Genomic DNA, 17,942 nt, shown 5'->3' with positions numbered 1-17,942 from the left:
AAGGTGACCGAATAATCTACCGCTGCGGGAGAAATATGCCAAATAAAACTCAAAAAGTGGCGCTCAGTAAACAATTTTTATGGCCTAGTATTTACTAATGCGCTGATTTTTTTAACTTTAAAGCCGAGCGACCTTACAAAGTCAGTGCAGATACGGCCAATTCTCCGTACCGCTCCATTTGTGTACAAACTGGGTACCTGTTTGATGACTTTTGTTTGAGGGCATAACCGTCGTAATCCTTAATTTTTTAATTTTTATTGTTTTATGCAAACAGGTACAGTTAAATTCTTTAATGAGAGCAAAGGCTTTGGATTTATTGTTGAGGATTCGTCAAGCCGGGACATTTTTGTACACATTACAGGCCTGAATGGCCTTACCATTCGGGAGAAAGACCGCGTAGCATTCGAAGTAATTGATGGTAAAAAAGGCTTGAATGCTGTCAAAGTGAAAAAATTAGAAGAATAGATTCTTCGTCATTCATAGAAAGCCTCGGTCGTGTTGATCGAGGCTTCTTGCTTATTCAGGCAATCTGAAGAATGCGATAAGCCACTTTGTTAAACGAAATCTCATCGCCTACGCGTCGGCCAAGTAGTTGACTTCCAATCGGAGAGGCCGCAGAAACAACCAGAAAAGTATCCTGATTAATATTTATCTTACCAATACTAATTCCTAGAAAAAAAGTACCTCGATTGGTTAGAACCAGACTTCCTGGCTGAACAGTAGGGAACGTTTTATCCAAATCGATGCCAGCCAGCTCCTGGCGCAGTTTCAAGGCTTCCGTAAGTTGGCGGGCGCACTGATCCCGCTCTATTTGCATCATGGCCCGCGTTGTCTCGTATTTATCCCCTGCACTACTTTTCGATTCTTCATTGGCGGCAGCCTGCGCTGCTTTCATTGCCGTTTGCGCTGTACTTATCCGCTGGTCAACGTAGTCGAGGCAATGCTGATACAATTGCGTCTTTATTTCAGGAGTTGAATTCATCATAGCATAAAAATACGAAAGTCGCCAAGAAAGAACCTAAGCGGTGACTTTGCAAACTTTTAGACTATCAACTTGTTTTTAAAGACGAACAAGTAAGACAACGTTATGAAAAATGCAGTGTTTGTAATCGGCCTCCTATTCGTGCTGGGTAGTTGTGCTCGACCAGTGACCGTTGACTATAATTCGAGGGTGAATTTTGACAAGTACAAAACGTATGCCTGGATGGACTCTGACGTTAAAGCGGGTCAAAATCCTTTGTACTATAATGACATAGCTACGCAAAATGTCGAGAATTCGGTCAATACAGTTTTGAACGAGAAAGGATTAAAGCAAGATGAGTCCGACCCTGATGTACTTATTGGCTACCACTTTTTTGTCGAAAAGAAAACCCGTACTGTGACCGATCCTGCGCCACTTTACGGACCTTTCTACGGCTGGGGCCGGTGGGGCTGGCGTGGCTGGGGACCGAGCTGGTATGGCTGGGGAGGCCCACAGTCCCGTACAGAGCAGTATAACGAAGGTACCGTAGTGGTAGACATCGTTGATGCCAAAACCCGTAAACTCGTTTGGCGCGGCTCCGTCGAAAATGCGATTGCTGATCCAGCGCGTATTAGCGCTCAGTTACCGAAAGATGTTCGTAAAATTCTGGAAAAATACGGAGAAGAAGAAAAAAGCTAAAGCAGTGAAAAACAAAAGCCTGGCTTCAAAACCAGGCTTTTGTTTTCGTTATACAATAGTTATTCAACCCAACGCTTCACATCATCTAGCGTAGGCATCGTAACATCAAGTTTGAGCTTTTTCCGCATGCCCCCTAAATCATTAAAGACTTTGTTAGGATTGGCTTCCGAGAGCTGATCGACGTGCATGAAGCCCATTTTTTGCAGGGCCGGAATCCAACCCGCTGGAATGCCTTTCGCTTCGTAATCTGCGTCCGCCGATACCTCTGCTTTTTTCTCCGGGCGCATTTGCGGGAAGAACAGGACGTCCTGGATGGATGCCGAATTGGTCATAATCATGCTTAGTCGGTCGATACCCAAACCTACGCCGGCAGTTGGTGGCATACCGTATTCCAGAGCCCGCAGAAAATCTTCATCCATAGCCATTGCCTCTTCGTCGCCCCGGTTGGCCAGCTCCAATTGTTCTTCAAAACGGGCGCGTTGGTCGAGTGGATCGTTCAACTCCGAATAAGCATTCGCAATTTCTTTTCCGTTACAAATGGCCTCGAAGCGTTCCACCAGACCGGGTTTGCTGCGGTGTTTCTTAGTCAATGGTGACATTTCAACCGGATAGTCCGTAATAAACGTTGGCTGGATGAGCTGGTGTTCTACAGCTTCACCGAACAATTCGTCAATGAGCTTTGATTTACCCATTGTGCTATCCGTTTTGATGCCCCGTCCTTCGGCAACTGCCCGCAGCTCGTCTTCACCCATCGCCGATACGTCAACGCCGGTATATTCCTGAATGGCCTCGAACATGGTTAGTCGCTTCCAGGGCCGCTGGAAATTAATGATGTTTTCACCAACCGGCACTTCTGTTTTTCCGTGTAAATCAAGGGCAATCTTTTCGACCATTTCCTCGATGAGGTCCATCATCCAGTTGTAGTCTTTGTAAGCAACGTAAAGCTCAACCTGCGTAAATTCAGGATTGTGGAAGCGGCTCATGCCTTCGTTCCGGAAATCTTTGGCAAATTCAAAAACGCCATCGTAGCCACCAACAATTAACCGCTTCAGATATAGCTCATTAGCGATCCGAAGGTAAAGCTGCATGTCCAGCGTATTGTGGTGCGTAACAAACGGCCGTGCCGTTGCCCCGCCGTGAATAGGCTGCAAAATGGGGGTTTCAACCTCCAGATAACCACGGTCGCTGAGAAAATACCGGATTGAATTAACCAGTTTGGTGCGTTTAACGAAGGTTTCACGTACCTGCGGATTGACAATCAGGTCAACGTAGCGTTGGCGGTAGCGTTGCTCTGGATCAGAAAAAGCATCGTATACTTTTCCTTCTGCTTCTTTCACCACAGGCAGCGGGCGCAGCGATTTCGTGAGCAGCTTAAAGCTGGTAACGTGGATTGAAATTTCGCCGGTTTGGGTCGTAAAGACGTAGCCGGTCGCGCCGATGATGTCGCCAATATCAAGTAGCTTTTTGAAAACCGTATTGTACAGGGTTTTGTCTTCGTCGGGGCAAAGATCGTCGCGGCGGAAGTAAAGCTGAATCCGGCCCGTGGCATCCTGTAATTCGGCAAAGGAGGCACTGCCCATAATCCGGAAGCTCATGAGCCGCCCGGCAATGGAAATGCTTTTATAGTTGTCTTTATCTTGCTCGTAATTCTGATGAATGTCAGCCGCCGTAACGTTGACTTCAAAAAGTTCAGCTGGGTATGGATCGATTCCCAGTCGCATTAGTTCCTCGCGCTTGTTGCGCCGGTTAATCTCCTGTTCGCTCAGTATCATCTTGATTCGTAAAAGATTTACAAATATAGGGTATTCAGACTGGAACGTAGACGCTTCTGGATGCCGATTTAGCAGATAGACTTATCTGAGCCGCGTAGTTTATCCGCCAAAATCTCTGATTTGCCTTATTTCTGTGCCATTCATCCTAAAATAGTAGTCGGGTCTGTTTATTAATTGTTATTATTGTGATATCAAAACAATATCAAACTAAACCATGGAAGAAAAAGAATTAACCTCTACTTCAGGCTATGTCCTTTTAATGATTGCCTTTCTTTTATTGATTGGCTCTATTTTGTTCTTTGTGCGGGGAGCTGTCGGGCTAGGCGTTATTTCGATGCTGATTACTTTGGTTCTTTTTGCTGGTTTGGCCGTCGTCAATCCGAATGAAGGCATTGTAACAACCTTTTTCGGAGATTACGTAGGGACAATGAGGCAGACGGGCTTGCGCTGGGTAAACCCGCTGTACGCGAAACGTAAAATCAGCCTGCGTGCCCGGAACCTGAACGGGCAGACGCTGAAAGTAAATGATAAAATGGGCAACCCAATTGAAATTGGAGCCGTCGTAGTCTGGCGGGTTATGGATACCGCCAAAGCTTTTTTTGAAGTAGATGACTACCAATTGTTTGTCAAAATTCAATCCGAAGCGGCGGTGCGTCATCTGGCCAGTACGTGTTCTTACGATAATATAGAAAGCGATCATGAAGAGGTTACGTTGCGCGATAGTACGGGCCAGATTAATATTTTGCTGGAGCAGGAATTGAACGAGCGTCTGGAGCGGTCGGGGGTTGAAGTCATCGAGGCACGAATCAGCCACTTGGCCTATGCGCAGGAAATTGCCGGGGCGATGCTACAACGCCAGCAGGCAACGGCGGTAGTCGCGGCACGGAAACAAATTGTAGACGGTGCCGTTGGCATGGTCGAAATGGCGTTGGCGCGACTGGCCGAAAAAGATGTCGTACATTTGGATGAGGAGCGAAAAGCAGCGATGGTAAGCAACTTGCTCGTTGTGTTATGCGGCGAAAAAAGCGTTAGTCCAGTAGTCAATACCGGAACCTTATACAATTAACGTACTGAACCATTAACGGTGAACAGCACAGACAGCCTGGCCTGACTGTGCTGTTCATTATTCATTTACAAATGGCTGCTGAAAAGAAAGCTTTTGTCTTACGGATCAACCCCGAAACGCTAAAAGAGCTGGAACGCTGGGCCCAGGAAGAGTTTCGAAGCGTGAATGGACAGATTGAATTTATACTGCACGAAGCCTTGAAGAGAAAGAAGCAGGGTAAAGCAGAGAAATCTGCTCCGTCGGAATCGGATTCGACCGAGCAGGTTTCGTGAGCTTTGTGATTAAGAAATCAGGGAAAACTTCTTACCGGGATTGATGCGCTCCAGCACTTACATACTGACTGATGGCTCGAATCCCATCGAGGGTGAGCATTTGCCTGACCTCCGTAAATTCAACGTGCAGGGTGGGGATGGTAGCTACTAGTCCGCCGGTGGCAATGGCCAGGCAATTTCCGTCTAATTCAGCCCGTATACGAGCGAGAAGAGAGCGAACCAGTCCTTCGTAGCCAAGCATAATACCGGCCTGAATGGCGTGCGTAGTGTTCGTTCCCAAAGCCGACTCTGGCATTTCCAGCGGAACCTCCGGGAGCTGAGCGGTATTGGAGAAGAGCGACCTTACAGCTGTTTTCAAACCGGGCGCAATGGCTACGCCCAGCATACGGCCCGTTGCCGAAACCGTTGTAAAGGTAAGAGCTGTGCCAAAATCAACGACTACGCAATTTTGTTGATAGGTTAAGTGAGCCGCCAGTGCATTGGCTACCAAGTCGGCACCAATTTCGTACGGCCGTAAAATTTCCAGTGGAAGCAACGGGTAGATGGCTGGGCTAACCACAATTGGATCCTGGCTGAAAAGGCCAGCCAACATGGCACGAAGCGTGGGCGTCAGGTCTGGCACAACGCTGCTAAGTACTGTGCTTTGAATTGTAGTAGGGGAAATTCCCGCTTCAAGTAACCAAAGGCGTAGGATGCTTTCGTAATGAGCAGGCCCCTCATTAACAAGGGAACGAGTGCGCCAAATGTGAATCCAGCGTTGTCCATCATGGATGCCAAATACAGTATCAGAGTTGCCGGCATCGAGCGCAAGAAGCATACTGGTCGTCACAACAGGTTGTATCTAAAGCTAGTAAATTTCCAAATATCCCTTTTTTTATCTTGACCAGCTAATAGAGTTGAAAATAAGTAGCGGCTTTTCTTGGCGGGAGCATGTATCAGGCAGCATTTATCGAATGCGTAGCTGTTGACCTGCAAAAGTAAGGGTCTTAAACGTTACTTCTGGAATGGATGCGTGTCCTTGAAATAAGAACTTGAAACTAGCGAATGAAAAATCAGGTAGCGCTATTGGTTATGTATGGTTCTAAAAAGGATGATAGCCAAATAAGCTATTGAGGATCTTTCGGGAATTGGCCCTCCCGGAAATAAGCCACCATACAAGTGCCCTGGTTTACTACGCTTGCACGATTAGCAATTGAGCTTAAGACACGTGAAAACGAAAAAAGCGCCAAATAGGCGCTTTTTTCGTTAACTCAGGCCTAAAAAAGCCTTCTATACGTTGTTGGAAGTTAATTTCGCTCCCAAATATTCACGATTTAAGCGGGCAATGTGATCCAGTGAAATCGACTTCGGACATTCAACCGAGCAAGCACCTGTGAATGAGCAGGCGCCAAAACCTTCGGCATCCATCTGGGCCACCATCCGTTCAGCACGCATTGTAGCTTCAGCCTCACCTTGTGGTAAAATTGCCAGGTGCGAAACCTTAGCTGCGGTGTACAACATCGCTGAGGCATTCTTACAAGCTGCTACACAAGCTCCGCAACCGATGCACTGCGCTGCATCCATCGCTTCGTCAGCAATCTCGCGTGGAATGAGGGTTTCGTTGGCATCACGTGCCGAACCGGTATTCACGGATACATATCCACCGGCTTGCATGATGCGGTCGAAAGCTGAGCGATCCACCATCAAGTCTTTGATTACCGGGAAAGCCCGTGCCCGCCACGGTTCAACTATAATGGTGTCGCCATCGCTGAAGCTCCGCATGTGAAGCTGGCAGGTCGTTGATCCGGTTTGAGGACCGTGCGCCCGTCCATTGATATACATGGAGCAGGTTCCACAAATACCTTCACGACAGTCATGGTCGAAAGCAATCGGTTCATCTCCTTTTTTGATCAGATCGGCGTTCAACACGTCGAACATTTCCAGGAACGACATTTCTGGCGAGATGTCGGCTAATTTATATTCCACCAGTTTACCTGATGAATCTGTATTTTTTTGTCTCCAGACTTTGAGTGTAATATTCATTGCGTTGGTCAAGTTTGGAGTTTCTAGTTTCTTGCTTCAGTTCTAAACCAGACAGCTGTGATTTATAGTCCGAAACGCCTAAACTCGAAACTTATTTATAACTCCGCTGGGTCAGCTTCACATTTTCAAACTCCAGGTTTTCTTTATGCAGGGCCGCTTGCTGGTTAGGACCTTTGTATTCCCAAGCCGCTACGTAGGTATAATTGGCGTCATCCCGTTTGGCTTCGCCTTCTTCCGTTGAGAACTCTTCGCGGAAGTGACCACCACAGGATTCGTTCCGGTTCAGAGCATCGTCCACCATCAGTTCGCCCAGTTCGATGAAGTCGGCTACTCGACAGGCTTGCTCCAATGATTGATTCATGTCTTCATGATCGCCCAGAACGCGTACATTCTTCCAGAATTCAGCTTTCAGATCCTGAATCAATTTCTTAGCCTTTTTCAGACCTTCTGCATTCCGGGACATACCGCAATATTCCCACATGATGTGGCCTAACTGGCGGTGAAAATCATCAACCGGACGCGTTCCTTTGATGGCAAGCAGTTGCTTGATCTGATCAGTTACTGCCTTTTCTGCCTCCTTGAAGGCTGGGCTGTCCGCCGGAATTTTGTCCGCCGGACCAATAGTTGCCAGATAATCCCCAATGGTATAAGGAATAACGAAATAACCATCCGCCAGACCCTGCATCAATGCCGATGCCCCTAAGCGGTTAGCACCGTGATCGGAGAAGTTGGCTTCACCCAGTGCATACAGACCTGGAATGGTTGTCATCAGGTTATAATCAACCCAAAGGCCACCCATCGTGTAGTGAACCGCCGGGTAAATCATCATCGGCGTTTCGTATGGGTTATCGTCCGTGATTTTTTCATACATCTCGAACAGGTTACCGTACTTCGCTTCAATGACTTTTTTACCATCGCGTTTAATGGCTTCTGCGAAATCAAGGTAAACGGCCAGCCCCGTTGAGGCTACCCCACGACCTTCATCGCAGACGTATTTTGCGTTGCGGGATGCTACGTCGCGCGGAACCAGGTTACCAAATGATGGGTAACGACGCTCCAGGAAGTAATCCCGATCTTCTTCTTTGATATCGTTGGCTTTAAGCTGGCCCTTCCGGACTTGCTCGGCCATTTCTTTCGTTTTAGGAACCCATACCCGACCATCATTCCGCAGGGATTCAGACATCAGCGTCAGCTTGGACTGGTAATCGCCTTTTACGGGAATACACGTTGGGTGAATCTGCGTAAAACAAGGGTTGCCAAACAAGGCTCCTTTTTTGTAAGCCCGCCACGCTGCCGTAGCATTGGAGTTCATGGCATTGGTGGACAGGTAGAAGACGTTACCATAACCTCCTGAACACAACAGAACGGCATGTGCTGAATGGGATTCGATTTTTCCAGTAACCAGGTTACGGGTGATAATACCCCGTGCCTTGCCACCTTCGACCACCAGATCAAGCATCTCGGTACGTGGATAAAGCTTTACCTTGCCGTTTGCTACCTGACGGCTTAGGGCGGAATAAGCCCCCAGCAGTAACTGCTGTCCAGTCTGGCCACGGGCGTAGAACGTCCGGGAAACCTGCGAACCTCCAAATGAGCGGTTAGATAACAATCCGCCGTATTCACGGGCGAAAGGAACTCCTTGCGCTACGCACTGGTCGATGATGCTCACGCTTACTTCGGCCAGCCGGTGAACGTTGGCTTCACGAGCGCGGTAGTCACCTCCTTTGATGGTATCGTAAAACAAACGGAAAACACTGTCTCCGTCGTTTTGATAGTTTTTGGCTGCGTTGATTCCCCCCTGGGCGGCAATCGAGTGCGCCCGACGTGGACTATCCTGAAAGCAAAACGCCTTCACGGAATAACCAAGCTCAGCCAATGAGGCAGCGGCGGCGGCACCGGCAAGGCCCGTTCCTACCACAATTACTTCGTATTTACGCTTATTCGCTGGATTAACCAGTTTTACGTTGAATTTATGACGAGCCCATTTCTCAGCGAGTGGGCCTTCCGGAGTTTTTGAATCCAGTTTAATGCTGGTTTCTGGTCCGCTTGTTGTAGAAATCATAGACAGTGACGGTTAAGGATCTTACCCGATATAACCCTGTACTTTCAGAAATATATAAACCGGCATAGCCGCAAATAACGCAGGAATCACAATGGCGAACACAGCAGTTCCAATCCATTCAATGAGCGGCGTGTATTTTTTGTGGCGAATACCCAGTGACTGGAAACCACTTTTGAAGCCGTGGATGAGGTGAAATGACAAAGCTGCCATCGACAACACATACAAAGCCACGTACCACCATTCCGAGAACGCAAACACGACAACCGCATACAGGTCCTTAATCGGCTCACCATCATAGGTCACATTTGGAATGGTACCAGGAGCAATCTGCTCGCCAGCCAACGCAACAGGTCCAAAGTGCATGGTGTACCAGAAAGTGCGCATGTGGATGACAATGAAAATAAACAGGATCGTTCCTAGAATCCCCATGTTGCGTGATGTCCAGGGACTGTTCGCTTCCGGACGCTGGTAGGCATACTTGACAGGACGTGAAGCCTGGTTGTAACGCGTTAACAGTAAGCCCATTAAAGCATGAAGCAGGATCGAGGCGTACAAAAGGTACGAAACCGTCTTGATCAGCGGATTGTGCGTCATGAAGTAACTGTACTCATTAAACGCTTGTCCTTGATCTGCTTTAAAGAGTTGCAAGTTCCCAATAACGTGAACTACTAGGAAGCTACACAGAAACAGTCCCGTCAATGCCATAACTACTTTACGGCCAAGGGTGCTGGTAAGTGTTTGTATTACCCAAGACATATGGTAAACTCAGAAAAATTTATTAATTAAGACACGATTAAAAGTAACAATTCATAGCCGCCAAAACTACAGCACAAAGCATTCGTAAGCAATATATGTGTAAGATTTTGTGCTTATTTGGAACGGGTACAGTTAACAAATAATTACTTCTTAATAGCTAATTAAGTAACCACTGGAACAAGCGCTTCGTTCCTTTTGGAAGCGAATAATAATAGGATTTTTTTAAGATAAACTGCCTGTGTGAGGCCAGGTAGTAATACTTTTCGATGGCGTTTGCCATTCGTGCAACGGAGCGGCCAAGTTCATCATTAGTTGAGATCATAAAAGCTATTTTCGATCTGACAAACCTGCAAATTGATAGTGCGATTCTGATTTAGCGTGGACAAGCGTTCCTTAAGTCGGATGCGGTTCTGGAAATTGCCCGGAAATTAGGCACTACCTGGCCCGTTTTATTTTTTCTACCTGACCAGCTCTATGATTTTGTCGCGCGTAATCGCTAGCACTTTTTTGGGGGCGCCTCCCGTTGTTGGGGGCCAGGCCGATCTAAGAGCGCGTTTTTTGGATTAAAAGCAAGAAGCTTTCTACTTTTGCTAAAAATTGATTCTATGAAAAAAGCATATGTATTTCCCGGACAAGGCGCGCAAGCCAGAGGGATGGGCCTAGACTTATACCAACAATCGCCAAAAGCAAAGGAGATGTTCGATAAGGCGAATGAAATTCTCGGTTTTGAAATTACAAAAATAATGTTTGAGGGTACAGACGAAGAGCTTAAGCAAACCGCTGTCACCCAGCCCGCCGTTTTTCTGCACTCAGTTGTGCGGGCGTTGACACTTGATGATTTTGCTCCAGATATGGTAGCCGGGCATTCACTCGGGGAGTTTTCGGCGCTGGTCGCTTCGGGAGCGCTCTCTTTCGAGGACGGGTTGAGATTGGTTGCCAAGCGGGCGGCGGCCATGCAAAAAGCCTGTGAAATGCAGCCTTCAACAATGGCAGCTGTCATTAATCTGGACGATGCAACTATTGAGCGAATCTGCGCTGAAGTAGGGGCTGACCCCGCTTTGTCTGGAGAGACGGTGGTTGCGGCCAATTTTAACTGTCCCGGACAGGTCGTTATTTCTGGTTCACTGGAAGGCGTGCGGGTTGCGGGCGAAAAATTGAAAGAAGCGGGAGCGAAGCGCGTATTGCCTTTGCAGGTCGGTGGGGCCTTTCACTCGCCGCTGATGGAGCCGGCCCGCGAGGAACTGGCACAGGCGATCGAATCGACAGCCTTTAACACCCCAGCCTGCCCAATTTATCAAAATGTGAATGCAAAGCCGTCGACGGATGTAGAGGTGATCAAAGCCAATCTGATTGCGCAGTTGACCGCGCCCGTTCGCTGGACGCAACTGGTTGAGGCGATGACTGCCGATGGCGCTACTCAGTTCATCGAAAGTGGTCCGGGTAAAGTATTGCAGGGGCTTGTAAAAAAGATTGCCCCCTCCGTGGAGGTAGCTAGCGCCTAAAAGAATAAAAATTTGCGAAGAAGATAGCGTTAAGAATCAGCAAGTTCTGTTTTTTTAGAAAATAATATTCAGCTTTTTTTGACTACAGGCTTGCTTTTTCATTCTAAAACCGGCTATATTTGCACTCGCAATGCCGGATCGTCTAAAGGTAGGACGACAGATTTTGGTTCTGTTTGTGAGGGTTCGAATCCTTCTCCGGCAACAACCTTCGGTTGAAACCCGCTGACTCTAAATGAGTTAGCGGGTTTTGTGTTTTGTCATACTTCTCTAGCAAATCCATCAGGAAAACGCTATCTCAAAGACAAGCTGGTGTTTGCATCGAATACCGTTTTCCCAGATTGGTTGGGGATAAGCCTCTAAAAAATAATTGTAGTTTACGGCTACCAGATCAAAGCCTTGTTGCTGGTAGAGAGCAATCTGGCCAATGCCTGAATTTCCCGTCTTTATCAGGAGACGCTGCAAGCCCTGCTCTCTGGCAAACCCAATCACGTGCTGTAACAAGGCTTTGCCTAGTCCCTGGCCCTGAAAAGCGGGTTCGATAGCGATATTCATGATTTCGCCAATTTGCTCTTTCTGCTGAATCAAACAAACTCCCAGAATCTGGTTATCAACTTTTAGAAGGAAGCTTTCACTGTGCGGTAAATAAACTGCGATAAGGTCGGGATTTTCGTCTGCTAATAACAGAAGGTGCTGAGGCAGCGCCTCGTCTGGCTGTGCCTTTGATATCGAGTATATCACCTTATACGTTAAATAGTTATAATTTGTACGATAAATAAAAAGCTTCACTAACAACAGTGAAGCTTTTTAGAAAATTATTAAATCAACAAATGCGATTTTTTAGCTAACTCCTTCCGCACTTTATCCGCAGCGGCCAAATCGGTCAGTGTAATGTTGATCTTCTTTCGGAGCGTTGGGGAAGCAGTTAGAATTTCGCTTGCCATCTGGATAAGCAGCGCGGCTGTAGCGGCTCCATTGCTTTTGCGACGCGTGGTACGAGTCCCTTTCTGCTGGCTTGTATGAAGCGGTAACTGGGGTAATTTAGCTAACTCCATCTGTGCTTAAAGTTGTTGTTTACGTTCTAATAAAATAACAAAAAAAGAAGCGCTTTTAGCACGAAATAGGCGTATTTTTCACGTAATTATCCACTATTTTTTTGAAATTCTCTTCAAATAAAAGGGCCAGAAACTGACTTGTTTCTGGCCCTTTTATTTGAAGAAGTAAACCGGGTTAGGGCAGCAGTGATGATTGCGTAATAACTGCACTATTACCCTCCCCAACCTGTTGTACCTGTACCAGAAGACCAGTACCAGTTTGGGATACGGTTAACTCATTCAATGTACCCTGCTGAAGAGCAAAGTCTGATGACGTAAGGTTGCCAATCACGTTACCGTCTCCTGTTTGAGTCAGAGTAGCCGTATTATCATCGCCGAATTGGTAAACTCCTGCCAGGTTGAGATCGCCATCTTGCGTAACGGTTGCTGTATTCCCAAGGCCTTCCGTAAAGATGGATAGGGGATCTGCTCCCTGCCCGATGTAGGCTATGTTTTCACTACCCGTTTGTTCAATGGATGCACTGCCTAACACAGATCCAAATTGCTCAATGGCAGCCTCGTTGTATAAACCTGTTTGTATAATAGATGCTGTAGAAGCAATCGTTAAAGCGTCAGACTGATCAATATAAGCATAGTTGACGGCCCCGTATTGATCAATCAAAGCAAAGTTACCCGGACCAGCGTCCTCTTCCTGATAGATTTCCCCGATGTTATAATCCCCAAATTGCAGGATAGCTGCTTCCTGAGTGAAATTACTGGTTTGGTTGATATACGCTTCGTTCTCACCTTCCTCATAAATATTACCATACTGGAGAATACCTGCTTCCTGGCGTTGGCCAGCCTGTCTGATTTCAGCACGGTCAAGCAAGCTATATTCCGTCTGAACTATCTCGGCGTAATTTCCTACTCCCGTCCCTGTCTGTTCTATGCCAGCCACACTTCCTACTGCAAAAAGTTGGTCAATGGTAGCCGTATGGTTTTCTCCCGTTTGGTTGATATACGCTTCTGCATAAAACGTATACAAGTCAGACTGATCAACAGCAGCGTAGTTGCCACTACCATTCTGAAAGATTTGAACGTAATTGTTTGGACCGGCTCCTTCTTCCTGGTAGACAAAAGCCTGGTTGCTTGTGCCAGTCTGGCTTAGAAAAATTTCCTGAGCAAATGTGCTGATCTGCGAAGTGGTGGCTTCGTTGGAGGTTCCGTCCTGCGCAACTGTTACCAACTGAGCCTCCCCTTCCTGAAAAAGGTTAGCAGTATTGCCTTCTCCAGTTTGGCTTAGGGTTGCCGTATTGGTTTGGGCATAGGCAGTTGCCATCAATAAAAAAGTAGCACCAGTGAGTATTAGCTTTCTCATGGAGAATAATGGGTTAAATAGATGAACAGAGACTTAGAACTGCGAAAAGAAACGGTTTTTACTAAAGACTTATTTGGGCAAGGCGTAGCCTCTCCAGCGAACCATGGGTTAATATAAGCATCTTACTTGCATAATAGCTACTGCAAAATAGCCTCAATTTATTAACTGGCCCATTTTTAGACTATTTATATTTTTAATATAACTATTTATCTGACTTAGCTTTTTTTAGATGCACTGTAGGCGCATTTTGTTTTGTTAGAAGATAGTTATAACCTGAATAAAATAAACTCACGAGGTCACTGGGTTGAAATTCTTGAAAAGCGGCGTATAGGGGCAAATTCGAGGATTATTCAAATTTATTGTTGAGAAAAGTAAGTAGTTAGAAAAAAATCAAGTAACTGTTACGTGACTTTTTACAACCCTATGCGTCCGACTAATAAATAGCAAGCATAATAAGTTTGCAGCTGTTGACTTCATAATTGCCCTCATGTACTTACAATTTATAGGCTATGGAAAAAATGAAAAGAAACCGCAACCAGACCTCGCAACGCATCATTGATGCTTTGGAAGAAGTTATTGCCGAAAAAGGAATCGCCGGAGTTGGTGTAAACCGGATTGCAGAAAAGGCAGGGGTTAGTAAGGTACTGATTTATCGCTATTTTGGCGGTTTAGATGGTTTGCTTGTACATTATATCAAAATGGGTCGGCTTTTCCCATTGTATAATGAAGCGACTCTTGAGTATCTAAAACCAGATCATGAAAAAGATTTAGCTAAAGTCTGGTACAAACAGGTACTGCATTCTTTTCGATTATTCCGCCATTTTCCTACGGCTTACGAAGTACTAAAAGCAAGCGTTATTGATAACGAGCCAATGGCTGACGTCGTGAGTCGGGCACAAGACGAAGAAATGAGCCGTTTAGTCGATCAGCTTGCCTTTGTGAAAGATGTTGATGCCCGCGCCATTTCTGCCATTATACTTGGCGGAATGTCCTACATGACTTTACTGTCTAAAAAAGATCACACAATGCTTGGTATTGATTTATCGACAGAAAGCGGCTGGGAACGCGTTGAAGAAGCGGTAAAGCTTATATATACCTCCCTGAATCGAACAATGATGGAATCGGGAAGCGGCGCCATGGAGGACCAGCCAGCGGCAAATACCATGATAGGGTATTGGTAGAACTACTACTTACTTACTCACTTCCCAAGCGGAGTTAGTAAAAAATCGTTTGAAAAGAATACCGGCTGCCGCCCAGGAACTTACGCTTAGCATATAAACCGGTAAGCGATACATAATCAGAAAAAAATAGAGAATAACCATTACAAAAACCAACGACATAAATTGTTCAGCTGATCGGTGGCGCGGAAGCAGGAGAGTATACAGCCCCAGTATGAGCGAATGCCCGAAAGCCCAGGTTCCTAAAATAGCAAAAAAGGAAACGTCTATTGGGTGATTCCGCATCAGCAGGATAAGTTCAGGCGTTAAAAGCAGACCAAAAATAGTCGCGTATAGGCTGAGTCGCTTTTTCGTTGAAATGGGAAGATTGCGTATAATCAATAGCTTTTCTGCTTCGAAGCGGTAAAGTCGATAAACTAAACCGGCGTGGAAGGCAGCTACCACGAGCATTGCTAACGAAAAGAGCCTTAGATCGTAATCATCGGTAGGGTAGAGGGCAATTGTTCCTGCAATTAAAGCCAGCGTGCCAAGTTTCGTCAGAAACAACGAAACTGCTTCCTGGTGAAGCAGATGACGTATAAAAAACAGCGAATAAGGCGTGCTTAACCGTTGCCGAAGCCAGGAAGCAAAGCGGCTTGAATGAGTAACTGGATGCGGGTGCCGGAGTCGATATTCAATAGCTAGAGGAGGCAGAAGGCTCAGGAGCAACGTAACGCCACTTACCACGATTTGTGAGGCTGTTGCCTGGTACTTACTTCCAACCCAGAAAGTAAAGCCTGCATAAGCAAAAACAGGTAACAGTAATTGAACGGATAGGCTATACAAGTTAGCCCAGCGCATTGGCTGAGGAACCAGACGAATCAAAAGGAGAAAATCATGAGTCTGGAACAGGCGCATTGCAAACCGTGTGGTATATAAGGTGTAACTAAGCCAAATGATGCAGTAAATTCCTAAGACAAGAGAATCATGAACAGCGTAGGTTGCTAGCGCGTAATGTTCGTTTGAGCTTAGACAGCCTCCTGCAATAATCAGTATGACCAAAAAAAGACCACTATTCTGGCGATAAAATTCGCGAGCAACAGTCTTATTTAGAACGGTCTGTAGGCTGTTCATTAAGCAGTGGGCTTATGGTTTGATGCTGTATGTGCCAGATAGAATCAACGATTAAACCGGAAAAATTAACATCCTGGTGAGTTGACAGTAGAAAGCTGGTTCCTTTTTCACGTTCAGCCCGAATAAGGTTGATAACTCTCTGGACAGTAGCCTCATCAAGAGTAACAAACGGCTCATCAAGGAGTATAAGTTGGGGCTGACCTAAAAAAGCTAGTATAAGGGATGTTTTTTTTAGCATCCCACTGGAATAAGTACCAACAGGATTTAGGAGGAAAGACTGAATACCAAAGACCTGAATTAAATTTTCCATTTGTCCCGCAGGTGCGCGTTTGGTTTTCCCAACCCAGCGGATGAGCTCCCAGGCCGTTAAAAATTCTGGATATAATGGCTCCGCTTCGCTATAATTTACGCGCAAACGGTACTCAACTGGATTTTTCCGACTATTATACTGCGTATTCAGAATCATTTCCCCTTCGTGGGGCAGCAAACCGGCTATACTTCTGAAAAGTGTTGTTTTGCCAGAGCCATTCTGCCCTTTAAGCCAGTGCAGTCCAGGAGTAAAATTCAATTCCGGGATTATCAGAATGGGCTGGTCATTGTATGCTTTACGGAATTGTCTGATGGTCAGCATAAAGCAAAGAAAAGCGCAAAAAAGCAAAAAGCCACTGAAGTAGTGACGAATGGCAACTTCAGTGGCTCTTGTCGAAAGATACGTCTTAATTTTTGGCTACGGCCTCCGGTTTACTTTTGAGGCGCTGGATAACCAGTTGTCCTACTTGCCGCCCCTGTTGGTTACCAATTTCCAGGGCATCGCGGAAGTGGATACCTCCGTATAAACGGCTGTACGACGCCTCTAGGGCTGCTTGCCGAAAAGACGTAAACGAACGGACACCGTGACCATAAGGATGTTCGGTTGAATCAACAAAGGCCACATTATCACCAAACAAAGCCGTTAAGGTTTCGGCGGCGGCGGCAGAAACAACACTATGTCCGCTGGTATATTCTGGAAAGGCGGGTGTCTGTAAAAACGGTTGCCATTTAGGGTCAATGTATTTATTGATGACTGTTTCTGGACGAATTCGGTTCGAGCGGTATTTCTCATCCCAGCAGCTGATAAATCCATCCGACAGTGCAAAAGAAGTGAGCGTATAAGCCTCTACGCTATGCGCAAAATCGGCTTTTTTCATGCGGGCAATCGTGGCAGCTATATGTAGCCAGTGACCGCCCGGAGTCATTTTTTTGGATGCATAAGATACGTGACCCGCTACATTCATGACAAAAGCATTGTCATCCCAAAAATAGGCAATGTGCTTTTGCTCCGGTGTCATGGTATTGCCAATGGTGTAAACCTCTTCCGTCTGTTTGAAAAATTTGCTGTTTTTAACAACGTTATAGGGTATTGGTGGCGGCGGCATAAACTGAGAGCAGGTGTCCATGACCCAACACCGAATTTTCATCCATTGTGGTTCTGCAGCATCCATGTAAGAGGGAGGCGTCGGCACCCACGTACCTTCTTTATTGGTCACCGTGTATTTGAAACCGCGCGTTTGTTTGTAGGAATCTTTACTGGCAAAATCCAATATGTGCTTGGCAACAGACTCCCCATAAGCTTTAGAGCGTTCCATCACCTCTTCGGGGACCCCCATTTGCTTATACTCCTCATAAAATGTCTTCTCGTATTCGTCAAACATGTCACCCGAAAAGGTTAATGTTCGACTAACGGTTAAGAAGGCACTTGTACTGGCTAAAGGAAAGCAATATTCCTGACCTGCCTCGGGCTTGGGTGACGCGGTAAATCGCTTCACTTTGCCCGCCAGCGATTCATAGCCCGCCATGCCGGGAATCATTGCTTCGTATCCCGCCAGGTTGGCATAACTATAGATGCGACTGGCGACGGGGGGTGAAAAAATATCGTGGATTATCACATCCGTTAGCTGTTTTACACAACGGTGGTATAATTCCGGATTGGCTGCTTTAGCATTGTATTCCTCGGGCTTTGCGTTTGGTTGGCAACCTGATATGGACCATAAGCTGGCTGCAACAAGCAGCCACAGCATTGACTTCATCGTATCGGCTAGTTAAGTTGGTGGCACTAAGAGAACTGCAAATTTACCTCAAAAAAAGCATACC

18 protein-coding genes and 1 tRNA gene are annotated in these 17,942 nt (G+C 46.3%); 7 read left to right on the top strand and 12 right to left on the bottom strand.

Annotated elements, in window-relative coordinates; all coding sequences use genetic code 11:
* Positions 1-264 precede the first annotated feature (264 nt).
* Positions 265-465, top strand: a complete 201-nt coding sequence (locus L0Y31_RS03210) for a cold-shock protein (protein WP_234735693.1) — start codon at positions 265-267, stop codon at positions 463-465.
* 55 nt (positions 466-520) lie between these two features.
* Here the strand turns inward: L0Y31_RS03210 and L0Y31_RS03205 are convergent, their stop codons facing one another.
* Positions 521-985, bottom strand: a complete 465-nt coding sequence (locus L0Y31_RS03205) for a 3-oxoacyl-ACP synthase (protein WP_310587133.1) — start codon at positions 983-985, stop codon at positions 521-523.
* 102 nt (positions 986-1,087) lie between these two features.
* On the opposite strand from L0Y31_RS03205, the gene L0Y31_RS03200 reads away from it, so the two are divergent.
* Positions 1,088-1,660 (top strand): DUF4136 domain-containing protein, encoded by a 573-nt coding sequence (locus tag L0Y31_RS03200; RefSeq protein WP_234735692.1) that lies wholly within the window; start codon positions 1,088-1,090, stop codon positions 1,658-1,660.
* 59 nt (positions 1,661-1,719) lie between these two features.
* Here L0Y31_RS03200 and lysS read toward each other — a convergent pair whose 3' ends face one another.
* Entirely contained in the window at positions 1,720-3,432 is a 1,713-nt protein-coding gene (gene lysS / locus L0Y31_RS03195; protein ID WP_234735691.1) for a lysine--tRNA ligase, read from the bottom strand.
* A gap of 214 nt (positions 3,433-3,646) precedes the next feature.
* Here lysS and L0Y31_RS03190 point away from each other — a divergent pair, with 214 nt between their 5' ends.
* Positions 3,647-4,498 carry an SPFH domain-containing protein gene (locus L0Y31_RS03190; RefSeq protein WP_234735690.1) on the top strand — a complete coding sequence of 284 codons (852 nt, stop codon included), beginning with the start codon at positions 3,647-3,649 and terminating at the stop codon, positions 4,496-4,498.
* 71 nt (positions 4,499-4,569) lie between these two features.
* Entirely contained in the window at positions 4,570-4,770 is a 201-nt protein-coding gene (locus L0Y31_RS03185) for a type II toxin-antitoxin system antitoxin (RefSeq protein ID WP_234735689.1), read from the top strand.
* A gap of 31 nt (positions 4,771-4,801) precedes the next feature.
* Here the strand turns inward: L0Y31_RS03185 and L0Y31_RS03180 are convergent, their stop codons facing one another.
* The 4 genes from L0Y31_RS03180 to L0Y31_RS03165 form a co-directional block, all read right to left on the bottom strand.
* Positions 4,802-5,587 (bottom strand): type III pantothenate kinase, encoded by a 786-nt coding sequence (locus tag L0Y31_RS03180; protein WP_234735688.1) that lies wholly within the window; start codon positions 5,585-5,587, stop codon positions 4,802-4,804.
* Positions 5,588-6,039: 452 nt separating this feature from the next.
* Positions 6,040-6,792, bottom strand: a complete 753-nt coding sequence (locus tag L0Y31_RS03175; protein ID WP_234735687.1) for a succinate dehydrogenase/fumarate reductase iron-sulfur subunit — start codon at positions 6,790-6,792, stop codon at positions 6,040-6,042.
* Between the two features lie 91 nt (positions 6,793-6,883).
* Positions 6,884-8,821: a fumarate reductase/succinate dehydrogenase flavoprotein subunit gene (locus tag L0Y31_RS03170; protein ID WP_234737104.1), complete on the bottom strand. Its 1,938-nt coding sequence runs from the start codon at positions 8,819-8,821 to the stop codon at positions 6,884-6,886.
* Positions 8,822-8,875: 54 nt separating this feature from the next.
* Positions 8,876-9,610 carry a succinate dehydrogenase cytochrome b subunit gene (locus L0Y31_RS03165; RefSeq protein WP_234735686.1) on the bottom strand — a complete coding sequence of 245 codons (735 nt, stop codon included), beginning with the start codon at positions 9,608-9,610 and terminating at the stop codon, positions 8,876-8,878.
* Between the two features lie 605 nt (positions 9,611-10,215).
* Between L0Y31_RS03165 and fabD the strand changes: the two genes are divergently transcribed.
* The gene (gene fabD, locus L0Y31_RS03160; RefSeq protein WP_234735685.1) at positions 10,216-11,112 is read left to right on the top strand and encodes an ACP S-malonyltransferase; all 897 of its coding nucleotides are present in this window, start codon (positions 10,216-10,218) and stop codon (positions 11,110-11,112) included.
* A 131-nt stretch (positions 11,113-11,243) separates the two neighbouring features.
* A tRNA-Gln gene (locus L0Y31_RS03155) sits at positions 11,244-11,314 on the top strand.
* Between the two features lie 77 nt (positions 11,315-11,391).
* Here the strand turns inward: L0Y31_RS03155 and L0Y31_RS03150 are convergent.
* The 3 genes from L0Y31_RS03150 to L0Y31_RS03140 form a co-directional block, all read right to left on the bottom strand.
* Complete coding sequence (locus L0Y31_RS03150; RefSeq protein ID WP_234735684.1) at positions 11,392-11,850, bottom strand: GNAT family N-acetyltransferase; 459 nt, start codon at positions 11,848-11,850, stop codon at positions 11,392-11,394.
* A 77-nt stretch (positions 11,851-11,927) separates the two neighbouring features.
* Positions 11,928-12,164: a hypothetical protein gene (locus L0Y31_RS03145; RefSeq protein ID WP_234735683.1), complete on the bottom strand. Its 237-nt coding sequence runs from the start codon at positions 12,162-12,164 to the stop codon at positions 11,928-11,930.
* A 175-nt stretch (positions 12,165-12,339) separates the two neighbouring features.
* The gene (locus L0Y31_RS03140; RefSeq protein WP_234735682.1) at positions 12,340-13,521 is read right to left on the bottom strand and encodes a hypothetical protein; all 1,182 of its coding nucleotides are present in this window, start codon (positions 13,519-13,521) and stop codon (positions 12,340-12,342) included.
* Between the two features lie 509 nt (positions 13,522-14,030).
* Here L0Y31_RS03140 and L0Y31_RS03135 point away from each other — a divergent pair.
* The gene (locus L0Y31_RS03135) at positions 14,031-14,702 is read left to right on the top strand and encodes a TetR/AcrR family transcriptional regulator (RefSeq protein WP_234735681.1); all 672 of its coding nucleotides are present in this window, start codon (positions 14,031-14,033) and stop codon (positions 14,700-14,702) included.
* Between the two features lie 9 nt (positions 14,703-14,711).
* On the opposite strand, the gene L0Y31_RS03130 is transcribed toward L0Y31_RS03135, so the two are convergent.
* The 3 genes from L0Y31_RS03130 to L0Y31_RS03120 form a co-directional block, all read right to left on the bottom strand.
* Positions 14,712-15,596, bottom strand: coding sequence for a hypothetical protein (locus L0Y31_RS03130; protein ID WP_234735680.1), 885 nt, complete (start codon positions 15,594-15,596; stop codon positions 14,712-14,714).
* A gap of 187 nt (positions 15,597-15,783) precedes the next feature.
* Positions 15,784-16,443: an ABC transporter ATP-binding protein gene (locus tag L0Y31_RS03125; protein WP_234735679.1), complete on the bottom strand. Its 660-nt coding sequence runs from the start codon at positions 16,441-16,443 to the stop codon at positions 15,784-15,786.
* A gap of 85 nt (positions 16,444-16,528) precedes the next feature.
* Positions 16,529-17,878 carry a vanadium-dependent haloperoxidase gene (locus tag L0Y31_RS03120; RefSeq protein ID WP_234735678.1) on the bottom strand — a complete coding sequence of 450 codons (1,350 nt, stop codon included), beginning with the start codon at positions 17,876-17,878 and terminating at the stop codon, positions 16,529-16,531.
* Between the last annotated feature and the right edge of the window lie 64 nt (positions 17,879-17,942).

This window comes from Tellurirhabdus bombi (genome assembly GCF_021484805.1).
GTDB classification, from domain to species: domain Bacteria; phylum Bacteroidota; class Bacteroidia; order Cytophagales; family Spirosomataceae; genus Tellurirhabdus; species Tellurirhabdus bombi.
This window is presented reverse-complemented; position numbering and strand designations above follow the sequence as displayed.

Coding starts and splice junctions, on each gene's coding strand:
- fabD (WP_234735685.1), top strand. CDS start 10,216: ATGAAAAAAGCATATGTATTTCCCGGACAAGGCGCGCAAGCCAGAGGG.
- L0Y31_RS03130 (WP_234735680.1), bottom strand. CDS start 15,596: ATGCGCCTGTTCCAGACTCATGATTTTCTCCTTTTGATTCGTCTGGTT.
- L0Y31_RS03140 (WP_234735682.1), bottom strand. CDS start 13,521: ATGAGAAAGCTAATACTCACTGGTGCTACTTTTTTATTGATGGCAACT.
- lysS (WP_234735691.1), bottom strand. CDS start 3,432: ATGATACTGAGCGAACAGGAGATTAACCGGCGCAACAAGCGCGAGGAA.
- L0Y31_RS03205 (WP_310587133.1), bottom strand. CDS start 985: ATGATGAATTCAACTCCTGAAATAAAGACGCAATTGTATCAGCATTGC.
- L0Y31_RS03190 (WP_234735690.1), top strand. CDS start 3,647: ATGGAAGAAAAAGAATTAACCTCTACTTCAGGCTATGTCCTTTTAATG.
- L0Y31_RS03185 (WP_234735689.1), top strand. CDS start 4,570: ATGGCTGCTGAAAAGAAAGCTTTTGTCTTACGGATCAACCCCGAAACG.
- L0Y31_RS03120 (WP_234735678.1), bottom strand. CDS start 17,878: ATGAAGTCAATGCTGTGGCTGCTTGTTGCAGCCAGCTTATGGTCCATA.
- L0Y31_RS03135 (WP_234735681.1), top strand. CDS start 14,031: ATGGAAAAAATGAAAAGAAACCGCAACCAGACCTCGCAACGCATCATT.
- L0Y31_RS03180 (WP_234735688.1), bottom strand. CDS start 5,587: ATGCTTCTTGCGCTCGATGCCGGCAACTCTGATACTGTATTTGGCATC.
- L0Y31_RS03145 (WP_234735683.1), bottom strand. CDS start 12,164: ATGGAGTTAGCTAAATTACCCCAGTTACCGCTTCATACAAGCCAGCAG.
- L0Y31_RS03175 (WP_234735687.1), bottom strand. CDS start 6,792: ATGAATATTACACTCAAAGTCTGGAGACAAAAAAATACAGATTCATCA.
- L0Y31_RS03165 (WP_234735686.1), bottom strand. CDS start 9,610: ATGTCTTGGGTAATACAAACACTTACCAGCACCCTTGGCCGTAAAGTA.
- L0Y31_RS03210 (WP_234735693.1), top strand. CDS start 265: ATGCAAACAGGTACAGTTAAATTCTTTAATGAGAGCAAAGGCTTTGGA.
- L0Y31_RS03200 (WP_234735692.1), top strand. CDS start 1,088: ATGAAAAATGCAGTGTTTGTAATCGGCCTCCTATTCGTGCTGGGTAGT.
- L0Y31_RS03125 (WP_234735679.1), bottom strand. CDS start 16,443: ATGCTGACCATCAGACAATTCCGTAAAGCATACAATGACCAGCCCATT.